This is a genomic window from Chenggangzhangella methanolivorans (genome assembly GCF_042648545.1).
In the GTDB taxonomy this organism is placed as follows: Bacteria; Pseudomonadota; Alphaproteobacteria; order Rhizobiales; family Methylopilaceae; genus Methylopila; species Methylopila methanolivorans.
On sequence record NZ_JBHRXS010000006.1, the window covers coordinates 1,020,333 to 1,037,221 of the forward strand.

Consider the following 16,889-nt stretch of genomic DNA (forward strand, 5'->3'; position numbering starts at 1 on the left):
GCAAGAGCGGGAGGAATTTGCAAGCGTTCGGCGCCGGCGGCGTCCGCGGAGCCCGGCTCTGTTGTGCGCAAGGCCGCGGGTCTGCTACGTCGCGGCCGGCCCGGCGCGAAGACCGGGCGGTCTCGACGGGAGAACCGGATGGCGGCGCGCAAGAAGCTGATCGCGGGCAATTGGAAAATGAACGGGCTCGCGGCCTCGGCGCCCGAATTCGTGCGCGTCGTGGGCGCCTATCAGGGCGCCATGAAAAACAGCGTCGACCTGATGGTGTTTCCGCCCTTCACCCTGCTGACGAGCTTCGCCAGCGCGAGCCGGGGCGCCGGCGTCACGGTCGGCGCGCAGGATTGCCACGCCAATGCGTCGGGCGCGCATACCGGCGACGTCTCGGCCGAGATGATCGCGGACGCCGGCGGCGGCGCGGTGATTGTCGGTCATTCCGAGCGTCGCCAGGATTACGGCGAGACCGACGCGGCCGTCCGCGCCAAGGCGGAGGCCGCGCGGCGCGCCAAGCTCACGGCCGTGATCTGCGTCGGCGAGACCCGGGCCGAGCGCGAGTCGGGCGAGGCGAACGCCGTCGTCGGCCGGCAGCTCGCCGGCTCGATTCCCGACGACGCGAGCGCGGCCGACACGGTCGTGGCCTACGAGCCCGTCTGGGCGATCGGCACGGGCCTCACGCCGACCACGGCCGAGGTCGCCGAGATGCACGGCTTCATCCGCTCGGCGCTGGTCGGACGTTTCGGCGAGAAGGGCGGCGCGATCCGCGTGCTCTATGGCGGCTCGGTGAAGCCCGGCAATGCGGCCGAGCTTCTGGCGGCCGCCGACGTCGACGGCGCGCTTGTCGGCGGAGCGAGCCTCAAGGCCGACGATTTCCTCGCCATCGCCAAGGCCGCGCTCGCCTGATCCTCCTGCGGGCGCCCCGAAATGACCGCACGCCAAAGGTAGCGGCGAGGCGCGCGGGCGTGTAAGAGGGCCCGCTTAGCCCCATATCCTGGGTCGATGCGTCGCCGCGAGGCGCCGCTCCGTCGAAGCCGGCAGTAAAGCGCAACGCGACATGCAGACCGTTCTCATCGTCATCCACCTCATGATCGTGCTCGCGCTCGTGGTGGTGGTGCTTCTCCAGAAGTCGGAAGGCGGCGCGCTCGGCATCGGCGGCGGCGGCGGCTTCATGGCCGGCCGCAGCGCCTCCAATCCGCTGTCGCGGCTCACCGCCTATCTGGCCGCCGGCTTCTTCGCGACCAGTATCGCGCTGACCATCATCGCCGGCTATGGCGGCGGGTCGGCCTTCGACCGCCTCCAGCCGAGCGCCGCTCAGCCGCGGCCCGCCACCGCGCCAAGCGGCCCGCAGGCGCCGCTCGGAACGGGCCAGGGCGGCATCCTGCCGGCCCTCAAGCCGGCCGGCGGCGCGGGCTCGCCCCCGCAGCCCGAATTCGCACCGCCGTCCTCCGGCGAGCCGACGCCCCCGATGGGCGGCGCCGCGGCCCCGTCGGCTCCCGCGCCGGCCGCGCCCGCCGCTCCCGTCCCGGGCGGCGACGTGAACAGCCCGCCGACCGATGGCGACCGGCAGGTCCCCGGCGGCGCGCAGACGGCTCCGATGCCCCAGGACGCGACCCCGGTCGCGCCGCAGGTCTCCGATCCGAACGCCGCCAAGGCCCAGGAGGAGGTCAAGCAGGCCCCCGCCCAGCCGACCTCGCCGGACGCCGGCCAGACGCCCGGCGCCGCGCCCAACGCCGCTCCGGCCGCGCCCTCCGGCGCCCAGTAAGCGAAAGCCGCAGTTCAACGGAAAAGGCCCGGAGCGATCCGGGCCTTTTCTTTTTGCGCGGGGCGATGGCTGTCCGATGGTCCCGCTCCAGGCGCCGTCGCGGCCTTACGCCATGATCGTCCTCGTTCTGCGGTTCTCGCCGGTCGCCGACGCCATCTCGGCGGTGGAAGGTTCTGAACAGCGCAAGCCGGGGGAGGGCGCCCTTCTCCGCTGTCTTCCTGCCAGACTTCAGGACTTCTCGCTTGGCGTCGAGCTGGCCACGAAGCGCGGATGGTCCCGGTGGAGCCGGGCCATGGCGGCCGTCGTTCAAAGCGGGCGCGGAACGTTGCAGTCGCGGATGCTCGCGCTTCGAGCGGGCCTGACGGCCGCGCGAGGGGAGACGCGCCCCGCTCGACCGCTGTTTGCGGGCCGAGTGCTGTGGCGGATCTCGGCTCGGTCCCGCGAAGGACTGAAGCTTTCGAACAGAAAAAGCGGCGGGACTTTTGGTCCCGCCGCTTTGAGAGCTTCGTCCTGAGCGTCCGTCAGCCGGCGCGCTTGCTCCACCAGCCGGTGCGGCGGGGACGGCTCGGATCGATCTCGGCCTCGGGCTGAGGCGGCGTCGAACGCGGCGCGGCAGGCGCTTCCGGCTCCGGCTCCTGAGCCTCCGCGACGGGCTCGGCGGCCGGCGGCGTCGCGTCTTCGGGCGCGGGATCCTCGCTCGGCGCCGCCGCCGCTTCCGCGATAGCCGGCGAGTCCTCGGTCACGGTCTCGACCGGAGCGGCGGTCTCGACGACAGTCGCGTCCTCCTCGCCGGCCTCGGCCGCGGCCGCGCCACGGCTCCTGCGGCCGCCGCGACGGCCCCGGCGGCGGGGCTTCGAAGTCGCGTCGTCGTCTTCGGCCGCCGCTTCGGCTTCAGCCGGCGCGCCGTCGCCTTCGGGAGCGGCCGCCTCGACCGGAGCAGGCTCGCCGTCAGCCACATCGCTCGCCGCGACGTCGCTTACGACCGTCTCGCCCTCAGCCTGCTCGGCCGACGTTTCGTCCTCGTCGTCCGAGCCGTCTTCGTCGGCGTCGGACGAGGCCTGGCCGTTCTCTCCGCCATTGCCGCCGCGACCGCCGCGGCGCCGACGCCTGCGGCGTCGACGGCCGGAAGACCCGGAGCCGTCGCCGCGATCTTCGCCGGACGGCTTCTCGGCCTCGGCTTCAACCTCCTCGGAGGCCTCGACCTCGACCTCCTCCACGACCTCGTCCGGCTCGATCGAGTCGATGCGAACCTGGGTGACGGGCGCGCGGACCTCGCCGGTCGCCGGATCGGTGCGCTCGATGACGAGATGCTGACCGGCCGGAAGATGACCTTCGGCGCCGAACGAGATCGACACGCCGAAGCGGCCCTCGATCTCGCGGATGTGCGCGCGCTTCTGGTTGAGGAGATAGAGCGCGACCTCGGCGCGGGTCTTCACGAACAGGTTGCGCGAGGCGTCCTTGCGCAACGTGTCCTCGACCATGCGCAGCACGTGAAGCGCCACGGAAGGCACAGCGCGCACCGAGCCGACGCCGTTGCAATGCGGGCAGACTTCGCTCGAGCTCTCCAGCACGCCGGTGCGGATGCGCTGGCGCGACATCTCCATCAGGCCGAAATGCGAGATCCGGCCGAGCTGGATGCGGGCGCGGTCGTTCTTGAGGCAGTCCTTGAGCTTCTTCTCGACCGCGCGGTTGTTGCGCGACTCTTCCATGTCGATGAAGTCGATGACGATGAGGCCAGCGAGGTCGCGCAGGCGAAGCTGGCGCGCGACCTCCTCGGCCGCCTCCATGTTCGTGCGGAGCGCGGTGTCCTCGATGTTGTGCTCGCGCGTCGAACGGCCCGAGTTCACGTCGATCGCGACGAGCGCCTCGGTCTGGTTGATGACGATGTAGCCGCCGGACTTCATCGTCACGACGTTCGAGAACATCGCGTCGAGCTGGGTCTCGACGCCCATCTTCGAATAGAGCGGATGGCTGTCGCGGTAGGGCTGGACGATCTTGGCGTTGCTCGGCATGAGCATCCGCATGAAGTCCTTGGCCTCGCGATAGCCGTTGTCGCCGGAGACCAGAACCTCGTCGATGTCCTTATTGTAGAGGTCGCGGATCGAGCGCTTGATCAGCGAGCCTTCCTCATAGACGAGCGAGGGCGCGCTGGACTTCAGCGTGAGGTCGCGCACCGTCTCCCAGAGGCGCATCAGATATTCGAAGTCGCGCTTGATCTCCGGCTTGGTGCGCGTCGCGCCCGCGGTGCGGAGGATGACGCCCATCCCGTCCGGCACGTCGAGGTCGCTCGCGACCTCCTTCAGGCGCTTGCGGTCCTGCGCGCTCGTGATCTTGCGCGAGATGCCGCCGCCGCGCGCGGTGTTGGGCATCAGCACGGAGTAGCGGCCGGCGAGCGACAGATAGGTCGTCAGCGCCGCGCCCTTGGTGCCGCGCTCTTCCTTGACGACCTGCACCAGCAGGATCTGCCGGCGCTTGATGACTTCCTGGATCTTGTAGGAGCGCAGGCGGCGGGGACGACGCTCGGGGACTTCCTCCAGCGCGTCGCCGGCGCCGATCGACTCGACCGGATGCTCCTCGTGGTGCTCGTCGTCATGGCCGTCCTCGTCGTCGGAGACGTCCTTCGCCTCGACCTTGGCGGCCTGTTCCTCGACATGCTCGGCGACGGCTGCGTCCGCCTCGGCGGCCTCGGCCGGCTCGAGTTCGGGAACGCCGTCCTCGTCAGGGGCGGCTTCGCTGGTGGAGTCGCCGGACGGCGACGCCTTCGGCCGCGCGCGTCCGCGGCGACGGCGGCCGCTCGCGGGCTTTTCCGCCGGCTCCTCGTCATGGTCCTCGGCGGCTTCGGTCTCTTCTTCGGCGAGAAGCGCCTGCCGGTCGGCGACCGGGATCTGGTAGTAGTCCGGATGGATCTCGCTGAAGGCGAGGAAGCCGTGGCGGTTGCCGCCATATTCCACGAAAGCCGCCTGAAGCGACGGCTCCACCCGCATCACCTTGGCGAGATAGATGTTCCCGCGAAGCTGGCGACGGTTGGCGCTCTCAAAATCGAATTCCTCGACCTTGGAGCCTCGCACCACCACGACGCGGGTCTCTTCCGCGTGCGTGGCGTCGATGAGCATTTTGTTGGCCATGTGACTGACTCGGCTGTGCGGCCGGGCGGCCCGCCCGCCGTCTTGGACGGCGAGGGCGGCGCGCAAATCTCGCGCGAACGGCGCCCGACTGTGGTTGAAAGGGGGCATGGGAAGCGCGCGGCGAAGGCGGCGCGTTCCGAAGGCGAACGCCGGCGGCGCCGGCGGATCGAGGTCCCGGACGAAGCGAAATCGGCGATGAGCGCCGTGCGCATTCCCGGTGAGGCCTCGCTATCTGGCAGGACGGCCGGGTTTGGTCCGAACGCGTCCTGGCGGAACGTCAAAAACGGCCGACGACGGCGCCGTCGGCGGCTCGACGTCGATCCGTCGGGTCGAGGGCGGGTGTGACGCTTGGGTCGATCCGCGCCGCGGGTCGCGGCTGCGGGATCGGTCCGTCGCGCCGCCGATGAGTCTGATGCGCGGAACGCCCGCAAGAGTTGCGGGCAAAAGCGCCTCAGACGTCGCGTCCAAGACCACGAGCGCGGGGCGAATCTCGATGGGGGAGACTCGCTTCGCCTCGACGTGAGCTTTCGTTCTCTAGCCGAGAAGAGGCAAGTTTGACAAGCGCGCGAAGCTTTGGCTCGCCCCAAAGTCCAAGACGAGGCGGCTTTATTTGTGGGCCAGGCGCCACAGGTGTCCTGTCGCGGACCATGAGGGTTTAACAACCGTTAACCGTGCAGGCTTAACAACGAGTAAGCCTTTGGCGGTTCGAAGCCAACGCCTTTCCGGGGAGCGATCCGAAAGCGATGATTCTCAGGCTTTTCGCCCTGATCGTTTTCGCCTTTCCGCTGGTTCTGGGGGCCGAAGCGCGCGCGCAACGCGCCGAGCCCGCCGTGGTCGCGACCGACGCGCGGCTCGCGGGCGACGATCAGCGCACGCGCCTCGTGATGGATTTGTCCGCCTCGGCCACGATCCGCGCCTTCACGCTCGCCGACCCCTATCGCGTCGTCATCGACTTGCCGGAAGTGGCGTTCCGGTTGCCGGAAAGCGCGGGCCGCGAGGGCAGGGGGCTGATCTCGGCCTATCGCTTCGGCGTGCTCGCGCCCGGCCGCTCACGCATCGTGGTCGACGTCAAGAAACCGGTCGCGATCGACAAGGCGTTCGTGCTTGAGCCCGTCGAGGGGCAGCCGGCGCGCCTCGTCATCGATCTTACGCCGAGCGACCGCAAGAAGTTCCTGCAATCCATCTCCGCCGCCGAACCGGACCCGAGCGACAAGACCGGCGCCATCTCGTCGAAGGCCGCCGACGCCGGCGAGCTCCCTCTCGTGGTGATCGACCCCGGACATGGCGGCGTCGATCCCGGCGCGGCGGGCCCCGACGGGGCGAGCGAGAAGGAGATCGTGCTCGCCTTCGCCAAGCGGCTGAAGGAGCGGATCGACGCGAGCGGGAAACGCCGGGCGGTCCTCACCCGCGACGACGACACGTTCGTTTCGCTCCCGGGCCGCGTGGAGATCGCGCAGAAGGCCGGCGCGGCGCTCATGATCTCGATCCACGCCGACACGCTGTCCGATCCGTTCGGAGTGCGCGGCGCCACGATCTACACCCTTTCGGAGAAGGCCTCCGACCGCGAGGCCGAGCGCCTCGCCGAAAAAGAAAACCGCGCGGACCTGATCGCCGGTCTCGATCTCTCCGACGAGCCTGCCGAAGTCGCCGGCATCCTGTTCGAGCTGACGCGGCGCGAGACGGCGTCCTTCACCAGCCAGTTCGCCAAGGGCCTCGTCCGGGAGTTGAAGAAGACCGCGCAGATGAACAAGAACCCGTTGCGTTCGGCGGGCTTCCGCGTTCTCAAGGCGCCCGACGTGCCCTCGGTCCTGCTCGAGCTCGGCTACCTCTCCAGCAAGGAGGACGCCAAGCTGATGATGTCGGAGGCGTGGCGGGAAAAGGCGACCGGCGCGGTGGCGCAGGCGATCGACCGCTATTTCGAAACCCGTGTCGCCCAGGGCGCGGCCGGGCGCTGATTTGTCGGAGGCGGCCGCGGCGCCGTACATTCTCCACAAAGCGCCACGATTCCGGTGCCGTCGGATGACATCGGCCCATCCCGCCTGAAAGGCGGGGCCGGTCGGCGATTGGGGGCGGCGGTCACGCGTCGCGGGGTCTCGTAAAGGATCGGGGTTTGCGGCTACTCGTTCGAGCCATCGGCTTCCTGTTCGCGACCGGCGCGCTGCTCGGGCTCATCGGCGCGGCGGTCGTGGGCTATTTCGCGCTGAAATACTCGCGCGAGCTGCCGGACTACGAGCAGTTGGCCAACTACGAGCCGCCGATCATGACGCGGCTGCACGCCAATGACGGCCGGCTGATCGCCGAATACGCCAAGGAGCGGCGCCTGTTCCTGCCGATCCAGTCCGTGCCGAAGCGGCTCACCACCGCGTTCATCTCGGCGGAGGACAAGAGCTTCTACGAGCATGGCGGCCTGGACTTCTTCGGCATCGCGCGCGCCGCGCTCTCGAACTTCCAGAACGCCGGCCGTCGGCCGCAGGGCGCCTCGACCATCACCCAGCAGGTCGCCAAGAACTTCCTCCTGACCAACCAGCAGAACTACGAGCGCAAGATCAAGGAAGCGCTGCTCTCGCTGAAGATCGAGCAGACCTATTCGAAGGACCGGATTCTCGAGCTCTATCTCAACGAGATCTATTTCGGCCTCGGCGCCTATGGCGTCGGCGCGGCCTCGCTCGTCTATTTCGACAAGTCGGTCGGCGAGCTCGACCTTGCGGAAGCCGCCTATCTCGCGGCGCTGCCGAAGGCGCCCAACAACTACCATCCGTTCCGCTATCCCGAGCGCGCCATCGAGCGCCGCAACTGGGTGATCGACCGCGTGGTCGAGAACGGCTACGCGACCAAGGAGGAGGGCGAGGCCGCCAAGCGCGAGCCGCTCGACGTCAAGCCGCGTCCGACCGGCTTCCAGCTCGCCTCGAGCGAATATTTCAACGAGGAGGTCCGTCGCGTCCTCTACGAGCGCTACGGCGAGAAGGGCCTCTATGAAGGCGGCCTTTCGGTCCGCACGACGCTCGACCCGAAGATGCAGGCGCTGGCGCGAAAGTCGCTCACCGACGGCCTGATCGGCTTCGACGAGGCGCGCGGTTGGCGCGGGCCCGAGCGCGAGATCGATCCGAAGGGCGACTGGGGCGTGGCGCTCGCCGACGTGCCGGCCTATGGCGACGTGCCCTGGAAGCTCGCGGTGGTGCTCGACAGCGGACAGAGCGAAGCCACGATCGGCCTGCAGCCCGAGCGCGAGCGGTCCGGCCAGGTAAGTCGCAACCGCGTGACCGGCAGGATCCCGCTCGAGGGGCTGCGCTGGGCCAAATGGGCGAAGGGCGATCTCCGCGGCCGCCCGGTCAAGACCGCCGCTCAGGTGCTGAGGCCGGGCGACGTGGTCTATGTCGAGGAGTCCAAGCAGGGCTCCGGCGACTACAGGCTCCGCCAGGCGCCGGAGATTTCCGGCGGCCTCGTGGCCATGGATCCGTTCACCGGCCGCGTGCTGGCGCTCGCCGGCGGCTTCTCCTACGAGGCGAGCCAGTTCAACCGCGCGACGCAGGCGCTGCGCCAGCCGGGCTCCTCGTTCAAGCCGTTCATCTACGCGGCCGCGCTCGACAACGGCTACACGCCGTCCTCCGTCGTGCTCGACGCGCCGATCGAGATCGACCAGGGCCCGGGCATCGGCATCTGGCGGCCGGAGAACTACGCCAAGAAGTTCTATGGGCCGCAGACGCTGCGCTTCGGAATCGAGAAGTCGCGCAACGTGATGACCGTGCGTCTCGCGCAGGACATGGGCATGCCGCTCATCTCCGAATACGCCAAGCGCTTCGGCGTCATGGAGGATCTGCCGCGGATGCTCTCGATGTCGCTCGGCGCCGGCGAGACCACCGTCCTGAAGATGACCGCCGCCTATTCGATGTTCGCCAACGGCGGGAAGCGGGTGACGCCGACGGTGATCGACCGCGTGCAGGACCGCACCGGCAAGACCATCTATCGGCATGACGACCGGCAGTGCGTCGGCTGCACCTCGACCGCCTGGGCTCGCCAGGACGAGCCGAAGCTGATCGACGCCCGCGAGCAGGTGCTCGACCCGATGACCGCGTACCAGATCACGTCCATGATGGAGGGCGTGGTGCTGCGCGGCACGGCCACCAGCCTTAAGTCGATCGGCAAGCCGATCGCAGGCAAGACCGGCACCACCAACGACTACAAGGACGCCTGGTTCGTGGGCTTCTCGCCCGACCTCGTGGTCGGCGTCTATCTCGGCTACGACAAGCCTCGTTCGATGGGCGAGGGCGAGACCGGCGGTTCGGTGGCCGCTCCGGTGTTCGGCGAGTTCATGAAGGCGGCGCTTTCAGATAAGCCCGCGACGCCGTTCCGCGTGCCGCCGGGCATCAAGCTGATCCGCATCAACCCGTCGAACGGCATGCGCGCGTCGGGCGGCAAGACGATCCTCGAGGCGTTCAAGCCCGGCACTGCGCCGCCCGACAGTTACTCGATCATCGGCCAGGCGAGCTCGCAGCCTGAAAGCGTGACGCCGGACCAGGATCGCGCGGTCCGCTCGGGGACGGGCGGGCTCTACTGAAGACTTCGACCGGCTGAACCCGACTGCGCGCTTCGAGACGCCGCTCTCCGAGCGGCTCCTCGGCACGGGGATGGGTTCAGTCTACGCCAAGGTCCCTCATGCTGAGGAGCCCGGCATGGCCGGGCGTCTCGAAGCACGCAGTTCAACTCCGCAGTCAGAAACAAAAACGGCCCGAGCTGAACTCGGGCCGTTGCGATTGAACTCTGTGAAAGCTCAGCCGTCGGTCGCGTCGATGACCGCGATCGTGGGGGCGTCCGGCGAGTAGTTCGGGATGTCGGCGACGGCGTCCTGGCCGGCCGGGGAGGACAGAGCCGCGCCGAGCGCCTCCTTGCTGTCGAAGGTCCCGACGAAGATCCAGAAATAAGCGCCTTCGCCGCCGTCCGGGCCGGTCGAGGGGCCGAAGCTGAAGGACTTCAGGCCCGGCATCTTCTCCACGAGCGGCATGTGGGTGCTGCGGAAATAGCTGTCGAACTTGGCCGGGTCCGCAGGCTTCGGATACATGACGACGAGCTTCACGCTCATGGAAAAGTCCTTCCGATCATCGTTTCGTCGGCGGCTCGAACGGCCGCGTGGCCCACATAGGGCGAGGCTGCGCGGAAGTCGCGCGGTTTACATGCGGCGGGGGCTCGGGCTAACAGTCGCGGCCCCGCAGCCCCAGCCGGATTCAGCCCAAGGCCCATGCGCGCCGAGATCGAAACACTCGTTCAGGACATCGAGCAGTCAGTCGGGCTGCTGAGGAGGCATCTTTGACTGGGATGTCGCACAAGCCCGCCTCGACGAACTGAACCACATCGCCGAAGATCCCACGCTCTGGGACGATCCCCAGCGCGCGCAGAAGATCATGCAGGAGCGCACCTCGCTCGACGACCAGATGTCGGGCGTGGTCCGGATCGAGAAGGACCTCAAGGACAATCTCGAACTGATCGAGCTCGGCGAGATGGAGGACGACGAGAGCGTCGTCACCGAAGCCGAGGGCGCGCTTCGTTCGCTCAAGGACGAATGCGGACGCCTGCAGCTCGCGGCGATGCTGTCCGGCGAGGCCGACCAGTTCGACACCTTCCTCGAGATCCATCCCGGCGCCGGCGGCACCGAGTCCCAGGACTGGGCCGAGATGCTGCTGCGCATGTACACCCGCTGGGCGGAGCGGCGCGGCTTCAAGATCGACGTGATCGAGCATCAGGACGGCGAGCAGGCCGGCATCAAGGCGGCCACGCTGCAGATCAAGGGCGACAAGGCCTATGGCTGGCTGAAGACCGAGGCCGGCGTGCACCGTCTCGTGCGCATCTCGCCGTTCGATTCGAACGCGCGCCGGCAGACGAGCTTCGCTTCGATCGACGTCTATCCGGTCATCGACGACACGATCAAAATCGAGATCAATGAGAGCGACGTGCGCGTCGATACGATGCGCTCGGGCGGCGCCGGCGGCCAGCACGTCAACAAGACCGAGTCGGCGGTGCGCCTCGTGCACAATCCGACCGGCATCATGGTCGTCTCGCAGGGCGACCGCTCGCAGCACAAGAACCGGGCTACCGCCTGGGACATGCTGCGCGCCAAGCTCTACGAGGCCGAGCTCAAGAAGCGCGAGGCGGAAGCCGCCGCCGACCAGGCCGCCAAGACCGACATCGGCTGGGGCCACCAGATCCGCTCCTACGTGCTGCAGCCCTATCAGCTCGTGAAGGATCTCCGCACCGGCCACACCTCCACGTCGCCGCAGGACGTGCTCGACGGCGAACTCGACGACTTCATGAAAGCGACGCTCGCCCAGCGGGCCTATGGCACGACCGCCGGCGACGTCGACGACGTGGACTGAAGAAACACCAGCTGGGTTCTGGCCTTGAGCCAGGACCCAGAGCCGCGACGCTTTTCGAGTTTGGCTCGACAAACCACGCCTTGTTCTGAAGGCGCTTCGGTTTTCCCGGATTACGTCCGGGACAAGAAACTCACCGCGACGCCAGCAACCGTCCGGCGTTCAGGAACCGCATCGGATCCACCGCCTCGCCGTTGACGCGGGTCTCGTAGTGGAGATGCGGGCCGGTGGAGCGGCCGGTGGAGCCGACGCGGCCGACCACCGAGCCGATCTCGACCTGGTCTCCGTCCTTCACGAGGATCGACGACAGGTGTCCGTAGCGGGTCACGAGACCTCCGCCATGGTCGATCTCGACCATCAGGCCGTAACCCCCGCTCCACTCGGCGTTGGTCACGCGCCCGGCCGCGGTGGCGCGGGCCGGCTCGCCCTGTTCCCGTTCAAAGTCCACGCCGGCGTGGAAGGCGACGCGGCCGAGGAACGGATCGGGCCGCGCGCCGAAACCGCTCGAGATCGTCGCGGCGGGGACGGGCAGGCGGATGGGCGCCCGGGCGAGCCCGCGCTCGAACGCCGTGACGGCGACGCGGTCGGCCTCGACCTCGAGCGCCCGACTTTCGAAAGTGAGGGCGCCCGCGGGGAGGGGCTCGAACGGCCCGCCGCGCGCCCGGCCGTCGCCGACGGCGGGGCGACGGATGCGCGCCGCGTCATAGACCTGCTCCAGCGTCTTGCGGCGCTCGGAGGTGCGGATCGCCAGCCCTTCGAGCGCGCGGGCCTGATCGACTTCGATCGCGTCGAGCGAGGCCGACATGCGATCGGCGGCGTCGCCGGACGACGAACGCAGTTCGGGAGCGCCGTGGCTTTCGACGTCGAGCGGCTGTGGCTTCGCCGCCGCCGCCGGAGACGGGCGCTCGGCGCGGGCGGAAAGGCCCGCCCCGAGATCGGCGAGCTCGTCGAGACGGCTCTGACGTTTTTCGATCGCGGCCTGGCGCGCCGCGAGTTCGGCGAAGCGATCGTCCATTCCCGAAGCCGCCACGAGACTGCGGGTGCGGGCGCGCTCCAGCTCGTCGCGCAGCGTGGCGAGATGCGCCTCATAGACGTTCGCGGAGGCGTTGGCGCCGGCCCTGAGCTCGGCCACGACGGTGTCGTGGAAGATCATGTAGGCCGCTGACGACAGCGACCAGACGACGATCGCCAGCAGGGAGGCCACGACGGCGAAAACGCCGTAGCGCGGCAGCCGCACCGCCATGCGCCGTCCGCCGCGCTCGATGACGATCCGCTCGCCCTGGCTTGCGCCATACCCCTTGGCCCCTGCGACCGGCATCGAATCCCTCCAGCGGAAACACTGAGGGATCGTGGGCGGTTAGGGTTAATCAGCAGATAACGCCGGGGTCTTGGGCGGCAGGTTCGCCTAGAGCGCCCTGACCGCGGCGAGCACGGCGTCGGCGTGGCCGTCGACCTTCACCTTCTCCCACACTTTTGCGATGTTTCCGTCGCGGTCGATCAGCACCGTGGTGCGGGCGACGCCCATGAAATTCTTGCCGTACATGCTCTTTTCCCGCCAGACGCCATAGGCTTCGAGCATCGACTTCTCCTCGTCGGCCGCAAGATCGAAGCCGAGACCGTGCTTGGCCCTGAACTTGTCGTGGCTCGCGACGCTGTCGGGCGAAACGCCGACCACCACCGCCCCGGCGGCTTCGAAGTCGCCCTTCAGGCGATTGAAGTCGATCGCCTCCTTGGTGCAGCCGCTGGTGTCGTCCTTCGGATAGAAATAAAGCGCCACCGCCTTACCCTTGAGAGACGCGAGGCTGATCGATCCGCCTCCGGACGCCGGAAGCTCGAAATCGGGCGCGGGCGATCCGACGGTAAGCGCATGTGGCATTGGACGTCCTCCAGAGGCTTCATGAAAACGCCGCTTAGGGCGTGGAATAGCTTGCGGCGGACGTCAGGATGAAACACGGTCCCGCGGCCGGGTCCAGCCGCTTCGGCGAGACGGTTGAGTCCCGCCGTCACACGCGCGTCCGACGGGGCGCCTGCCCGGAGGAGACCCGTATCTCGGAATGCCGGACGCGTCAGGGATCGAAAAGCCGGTGATCGATGGCGGACGGACGGACTCGTCCGCGGCCGCGCAACCGTCTGTGAGCCGGCGCAAGCGGCTTGCGGCGTTCGCGTTTCCACGCCGGCGGGTTCGGGCCGACGGGCTTCCCGCCTCGCCGAAGCCGACGGCGCGGCGGATCCTCAGCCTTGCGCTCAGCGGCGTCGCGGCGCTCGTCGCAGTCGCGGCGGCGGTCTGGCTCGCCATCCTCTATCTGCCGATTCCCGCCTCTCAGGTCGCGCCTCGCGTGCAGGCGGCGCTGCAGGAGCGGCTCGGCGCAAGTTATGCGGTCAAGATCGACGACGCCGAGCTCCAGCGCGGACCGGACGGCGTCGAGCTGCGGCTCGTGGACCTCACCATCACGGAAGCCGGAGGCGGCCCTGTGGTGGCGAGCGTTCCGAGGGCGGAGCTTCGTCTCGACGGGATGAGCCTGCTTGCAGGCGACGTGAAGATCCGCACCGTCCATGTGACCGATCCCCGGCTCGACATGCGCTTCGACATGGCGGTGGACGCGGCGTCGAAGAACTCCGACTTGCCTGACCGCATCCTCGCCGCCATCGGAGACCTCGACCGTCTGCTCGGCGCGGACGGGGCCGCGGGCGCGCTCGAGGAGGTGGAGGTCACGGGAGCGACCGTCCTGATCGCGCCGCGCGCCCGCGCGCCGCTGTCGCTTGACGGCGTCGACCTCAGACTGTCGCGCGGGGCAGGGGGGGCGCTTGCGCTCACCGCTTCCTCGGCGCGGGCGGAAGACCGCTGGACCACGGCGGTGACGGTCTCGGCGTCGGCGCCGGACCAATCGCGTTCGCTCGACCTCGGGCTCGAGAACGTCGATCTCGCGCCCTATTCCGCGCCGTTCGCCGAAAAGGCCGGCGCGTCGCCCGCCAAGGGACGCCTGTCCGGTCATTTCAGCGCCCGGATCGGACGAGAGGCGACGCTGCTGGCCGCCGAAGGCCGGCTCGAGGCCCGCGGCCTTCAGTTCGCCTTGCCAGGACCTGCCCGCGCCGAAGGAGAACGGACGGCGGTCCGCGCCATCTCGGTGGACCGCCTTCAACTTGCGACCCGCTGGGATCCGGTTCGACGGGCGCTCGTGATCGAACCGTCGCAGATCCGCGGGCCCGGCGGTCAGTTGGCGTTTTCCGGCCTACTGACGGCGCCGTCCGGGCCCGGAAAGCCGTGGGCGGCCGAGGTCTCGGGCGGGGACGTCCTGCTTTCCGGCGACACCCAGGCCGATCCCCCCTTGAGGCTCGACCGCATCGACCTGTCCGCGACCTTCGATCCGACCGCCGGCGTGCTCGAAATCGTGCGCGGCCAGCTTCAGGGCCCGACCGCTCACGCCGCGCTGACGGGGCTCGTCCGCTTCGAGGGCGCCAGTCCCGCGGTTCGCCTCGGTCTGGTGTCGACCTCCATGCCGGCCTCCGCAGTGAAGCGGCTCTGGCCGTTCTTCCTCGGGACTTCGATCCGCGAGTGGGTGGTGGAGAATGTCGGCGCAGGCACGGTCGATGGTCTCTCGCTGACCCTCGACGTGCCCTCCGGAGCTTTCGCCGCCATGGGGCCGCACGATCCGCTGCCTCCCGGTTCGATGTCGCTCGACATTCCCTTCACCGAAGGCACGCTGCGGGGCTCCGCCAGCTTGCCCTGGATCGAGAAGGCGAAGGGCCGGGTGCTCGCCACCTCGCGCAAGGTCGACGTGACGATCGAGCGCGCCGAGATCCCAAGCTCGGAGGCCGACGGTCCGCTTGCGGTGCAGAACGTGCTGTTTCGCGTCGACGATCTCGCGCCGCGCTATCCGAAGGCGCGGGTGACCCTGACCGTCGACGGGTCGCTGCGTCGCGCGCTCACCCTCGTCGGCTCGGGCCAACTCGGCCAAAACCCCATTCCGCAGCAGCTCGACGTCAGCAAGGTCTCGGGCAAGGTGACCTCCGACGTCGCGATCGACGTCGAGCTCAGCCATCCGCCGGGCCAGTCGCCGCCGCCTGTCGTCAAGGTCACGGCGGAGGCGCGCGACGTCAGGATCGCGGGCGTGTTCGCGGGCCGCAACTTCGAGCGGGGGACGCTCTCGCTGAAGGCAGGCGACCAGCCGACGACGCTCAGCGGAAAGGGACAGGTGGGCGGCGCGCCCGCCGTCGTGCAGATCACCGAGACGCCGGGCTCGGACGGCGCTCCGCCGCGCCGCAAGCTTGCCGTGACGCTGACCGCCGACGCGACCGACCTCCAGAAGCTCGGTCTCGATATACCGGGCGCGCTGACGGGATCGATCCCGCTGTCGGCCGACATCATGCTCGACGACCAGAGCGCGCCCATGGTGGTGAAGGCCGACCTCGCCGCGGTCGGCATCGACGGCGTGGTGCCGGGCTTCAGGAAGCCCGCAGGGCGCGCAGGCCGCCTCGGCTTCGTGGTCGAGAAGGGGTCAGACAAGACCACGCTCAAAGACTTCGTGCTGGAAAGCGGCGACAGGAGCGTTCGCGGCACGATCGAATTCGGCCCGAAGGGCGATCTTCTCTCGGCGAACCTGCCGATCTACCGGCCGGGTCCCGGCGACGACGCGAAGGTGGAGATCGACAAGGCCAAGGGCGGCGTCACGGCGATTGCGGTTCAGGGCGCGGCGCTCGACCTCAAGCCGATCCTCGACAAGGTTCGCGGGAAGCCCGGCCCTGGCGGCGGCGCGGCGAAATCCGACAGCAGCTCGGCCCCGAAGAACCTCGACGTCACCGCCAAGCTCGGCACCGGGCTCGGCTACGGCGACGAGGCCGTAGCGGGGCTCGACGTGAAGCTCGCGGTGCGCGACGGCAAGGTGCGCGAGGCGGAGGGATCGGGGCGCGTCGGATCCGCCCCGATCTCCTTCGCCACCGGCGAGGACGGGCGGCTTGCCGTGAAGGGCGGCGACGCCGGTTCCTTCTTCCGTTTCGCCGACCTCTACGGCCGCATCGACGGCGGCGCGTTCGACCTCAACGCCTCGCTCGCCGGCGGCCCAGGCGTTCTGCGCATCCGGAATTTCTCGGTCCGCAACGAGACCGCGCTGGAGCGGGTGCGGCGAACCACCAACGCCGATCAGGGCGCGGCCGCGGCCGCGGCCTCGCGCGGCGCGACGCGCTTCGACCGCCTGCAGGTGCAGTTCGTCCAGTCGACCGGAATGATCAAGGTGGACGAGGCCGTGGTCTACGGGCCCACGATCGGCGCGACCATGTCGGGCACGGTGAACTACGCCGCCGACAAGGTCGATCTCGTCGGCACCTTCGTGCCGATCTACGCTCTCAACAATCTCGTCAGCCGGGTGCCGATCATCGGAGCGCTGCTCGGCGGCGGCAAGAACGGCGGCCTCGTGGGCGTGACGTTCCAGGTGCGAGGCGCGACCAACCAGCCGGCGGTCGTGATCAATCCAATGTCGGCGGTCGCGCCGGGATTTTTCCGGAAGCTGTTCGAGTTCCGCCAGAGCGCGCCGAGCGGGGACGCCGCGACAGGAAGCACGAGCGGCGGCAACGCCGCCGATGGGGCGACCGCGCAGTAGCGGCGGCTGAAGCCGACCGCGCGCTTCGAGACGCGCGCAGTTCAGCCCGAGC

At 69.1% G+C, this 16,889-nt stretch carries 10 protein-coding genes; 6 read left to right on the forward strand and 4 right to left on the reverse strand.

Annotated elements, in window-relative coordinates:
- Positions 1-138 precede the first annotated feature (138 nt).
- Together tpiA and secG are read left to right on the forward strand one after the other, a co-directional pair.
- Positions 139-897 carry a triose-phosphate isomerase gene (gene tpiA, locus ACFOWB_RS16345; RefSeq protein WP_378148318.1) on the forward strand — a complete coding sequence of 253 codons (759 nt, stop codon included), beginning with the start codon at positions 139-141 and terminating at the stop codon, positions 895-897.
- 151 nt (positions 898-1,048) lie between these two features.
- Positions 1,049-1,756, forward strand: coding sequence for a preprotein translocase subunit SecG (gene secG / locus ACFOWB_RS16350; RefSeq protein WP_378148321.1), 708 nt, complete (start codon positions 1,049-1,051; stop codon positions 1,754-1,756).
- A 521-nt stretch (positions 1,757-2,277) separates the two neighbouring features.
- Here the strand turns inward: secG and ACFOWB_RS16355 are convergent.
- Positions 2,278-4,881, reverse strand: a complete 2,604-nt coding sequence (locus tag ACFOWB_RS16355) for an Rne/Rng family ribonuclease (protein WP_378148323.1) — start codon at positions 4,879-4,881, stop codon at positions 2,278-2,280.
- Positions 4,882-5,624: 743 nt separating this feature from the next.
- On the opposite strand from ACFOWB_RS16355, the gene ACFOWB_RS16360 reads away from it, so the two are divergent.
- Positions 5,625-6,836, forward strand: a complete 1,212-nt coding sequence (locus ACFOWB_RS16360) for an N-acetylmuramoyl-L-alanine amidase (protein WP_261403216.1) — start codon at positions 5,625-5,627, stop codon at positions 6,834-6,836.
- Positions 6,837-6,991: 155 nt separating this feature from the next.
- Positions 6,992-9,436, forward strand: a complete 2,445-nt coding sequence (locus ACFOWB_RS16365) for a penicillin-binding protein 1A (RefSeq protein ID WP_261403217.1) — start codon at positions 6,992-6,994, stop codon at positions 9,434-9,436.
- Positions 9,437-9,649: 213 nt separating this feature from the next.
- On the opposite strand, the gene ACFOWB_RS16370 is transcribed toward ACFOWB_RS16365, so the two are convergent.
- The gene (locus tag ACFOWB_RS16370; protein WP_261403218.1) at positions 9,650-9,958 is read right to left on the reverse strand and encodes an EthD family reductase; all 309 of its coding nucleotides are present in this window, start codon (positions 9,956-9,958) and stop codon (positions 9,650-9,652) included.
- A gap of 156 nt (positions 9,959-10,114) precedes the next feature.
- On the opposite strand from ACFOWB_RS16370, the gene prfB reads away from it, so the two are divergent.
- Positions 10,115-11,246 (forward strand): peptide chain release factor 2 gene (gene prfB, locus ACFOWB_RS16375; RefSeq protein ID WP_378148326.1). Its coding sequence is split into 2 segments (ribosomal slippage): positions 10,115-10,183 and positions 10,185-11,246, totalling 1,131 coding nucleotides; the frame shifts between segments, so codons are not numbered across the junction.
- Positions 11,247-11,376: 130 nt separating this feature from the next.
- Here the strand turns inward: prfB and ACFOWB_RS16380 are convergent.
- Positions 11,377-12,561, reverse strand: coding sequence for a M23 family metallopeptidase (locus tag ACFOWB_RS16380; protein ID WP_378148328.1), 1,185 nt, complete (start codon positions 12,559-12,561; stop codon positions 11,377-11,379).
- A gap of 87 nt (positions 12,562-12,648) precedes the next feature.
- Complete coding sequence (locus ACFOWB_RS16385; RefSeq protein ID WP_261403220.1) at positions 12,649-13,119, reverse strand: peroxiredoxin; 471 nt, start codon at positions 13,117-13,119, stop codon at positions 12,649-12,651.
- A 178-nt stretch (positions 13,120-13,297) separates the two neighbouring features.
- Between ACFOWB_RS16385 and ACFOWB_RS16390 the strand changes: the two genes are divergently transcribed.
- Complete coding sequence (locus ACFOWB_RS16390) at positions 13,298-16,837, forward strand: YhdP family protein (protein ID WP_378148332.1); 3,540 nt, start codon at positions 13,298-13,300, stop codon at positions 16,835-16,837.
- Positions 16,838-16,889 lie beyond the last annotated feature (52 nt).

Coding starts and splice junctions, on each gene's coding strand:
- tpiA (WP_378148318.1), top strand. CDS start 139: ATGGCGGCGCGCAAGAAGCTGATCGCGGGCAATTGGAAAATGAACGGG.
- ACFOWB_RS16355 (WP_378148323.1), bottom strand. CDS start 4,881: ATGGCCAACAAAATGCTCATCGACGCCACGCACGCGGAAGAGACCCGC.
- ACFOWB_RS16380 (WP_378148328.1), bottom strand. CDS start 12,561: ATGCCGGTCGCAGGGGCCAAGGGGTATGGCGCAAGCCAGGGCGAGCGG.
- ACFOWB_RS16370 (WP_261403218.1), bottom strand. CDS start 9,958: ATGAGCGTGAAGCTCGTCGTCATGTATCCGAAGCCTGCGGACCCGGCC.
- secG (WP_378148321.1), top strand. CDS start 1,049: ATGCAGACCGTTCTCATCGTCATCCACCTCATGATCGTGCTCGCGCTC.
- ACFOWB_RS16385 (WP_261403220.1), bottom strand. CDS start 13,119: ATGCCACATGCGCTTACCGTCGGATCGCCCGCGCCCGATTTCGAGCTT.
- ACFOWB_RS16360 (WP_261403216.1), top strand. CDS start 5,625: ATGATTCTCAGGCTTTTCGCCCTGATCGTTTTCGCCTTTCCGCTGGTT.
- ACFOWB_RS16390 (WP_378148332.1), top strand. CDS start 13,298: ATGCCGGACGCGTCAGGGATCGAAAAGCCGGTGATCGATGGCGGACGG.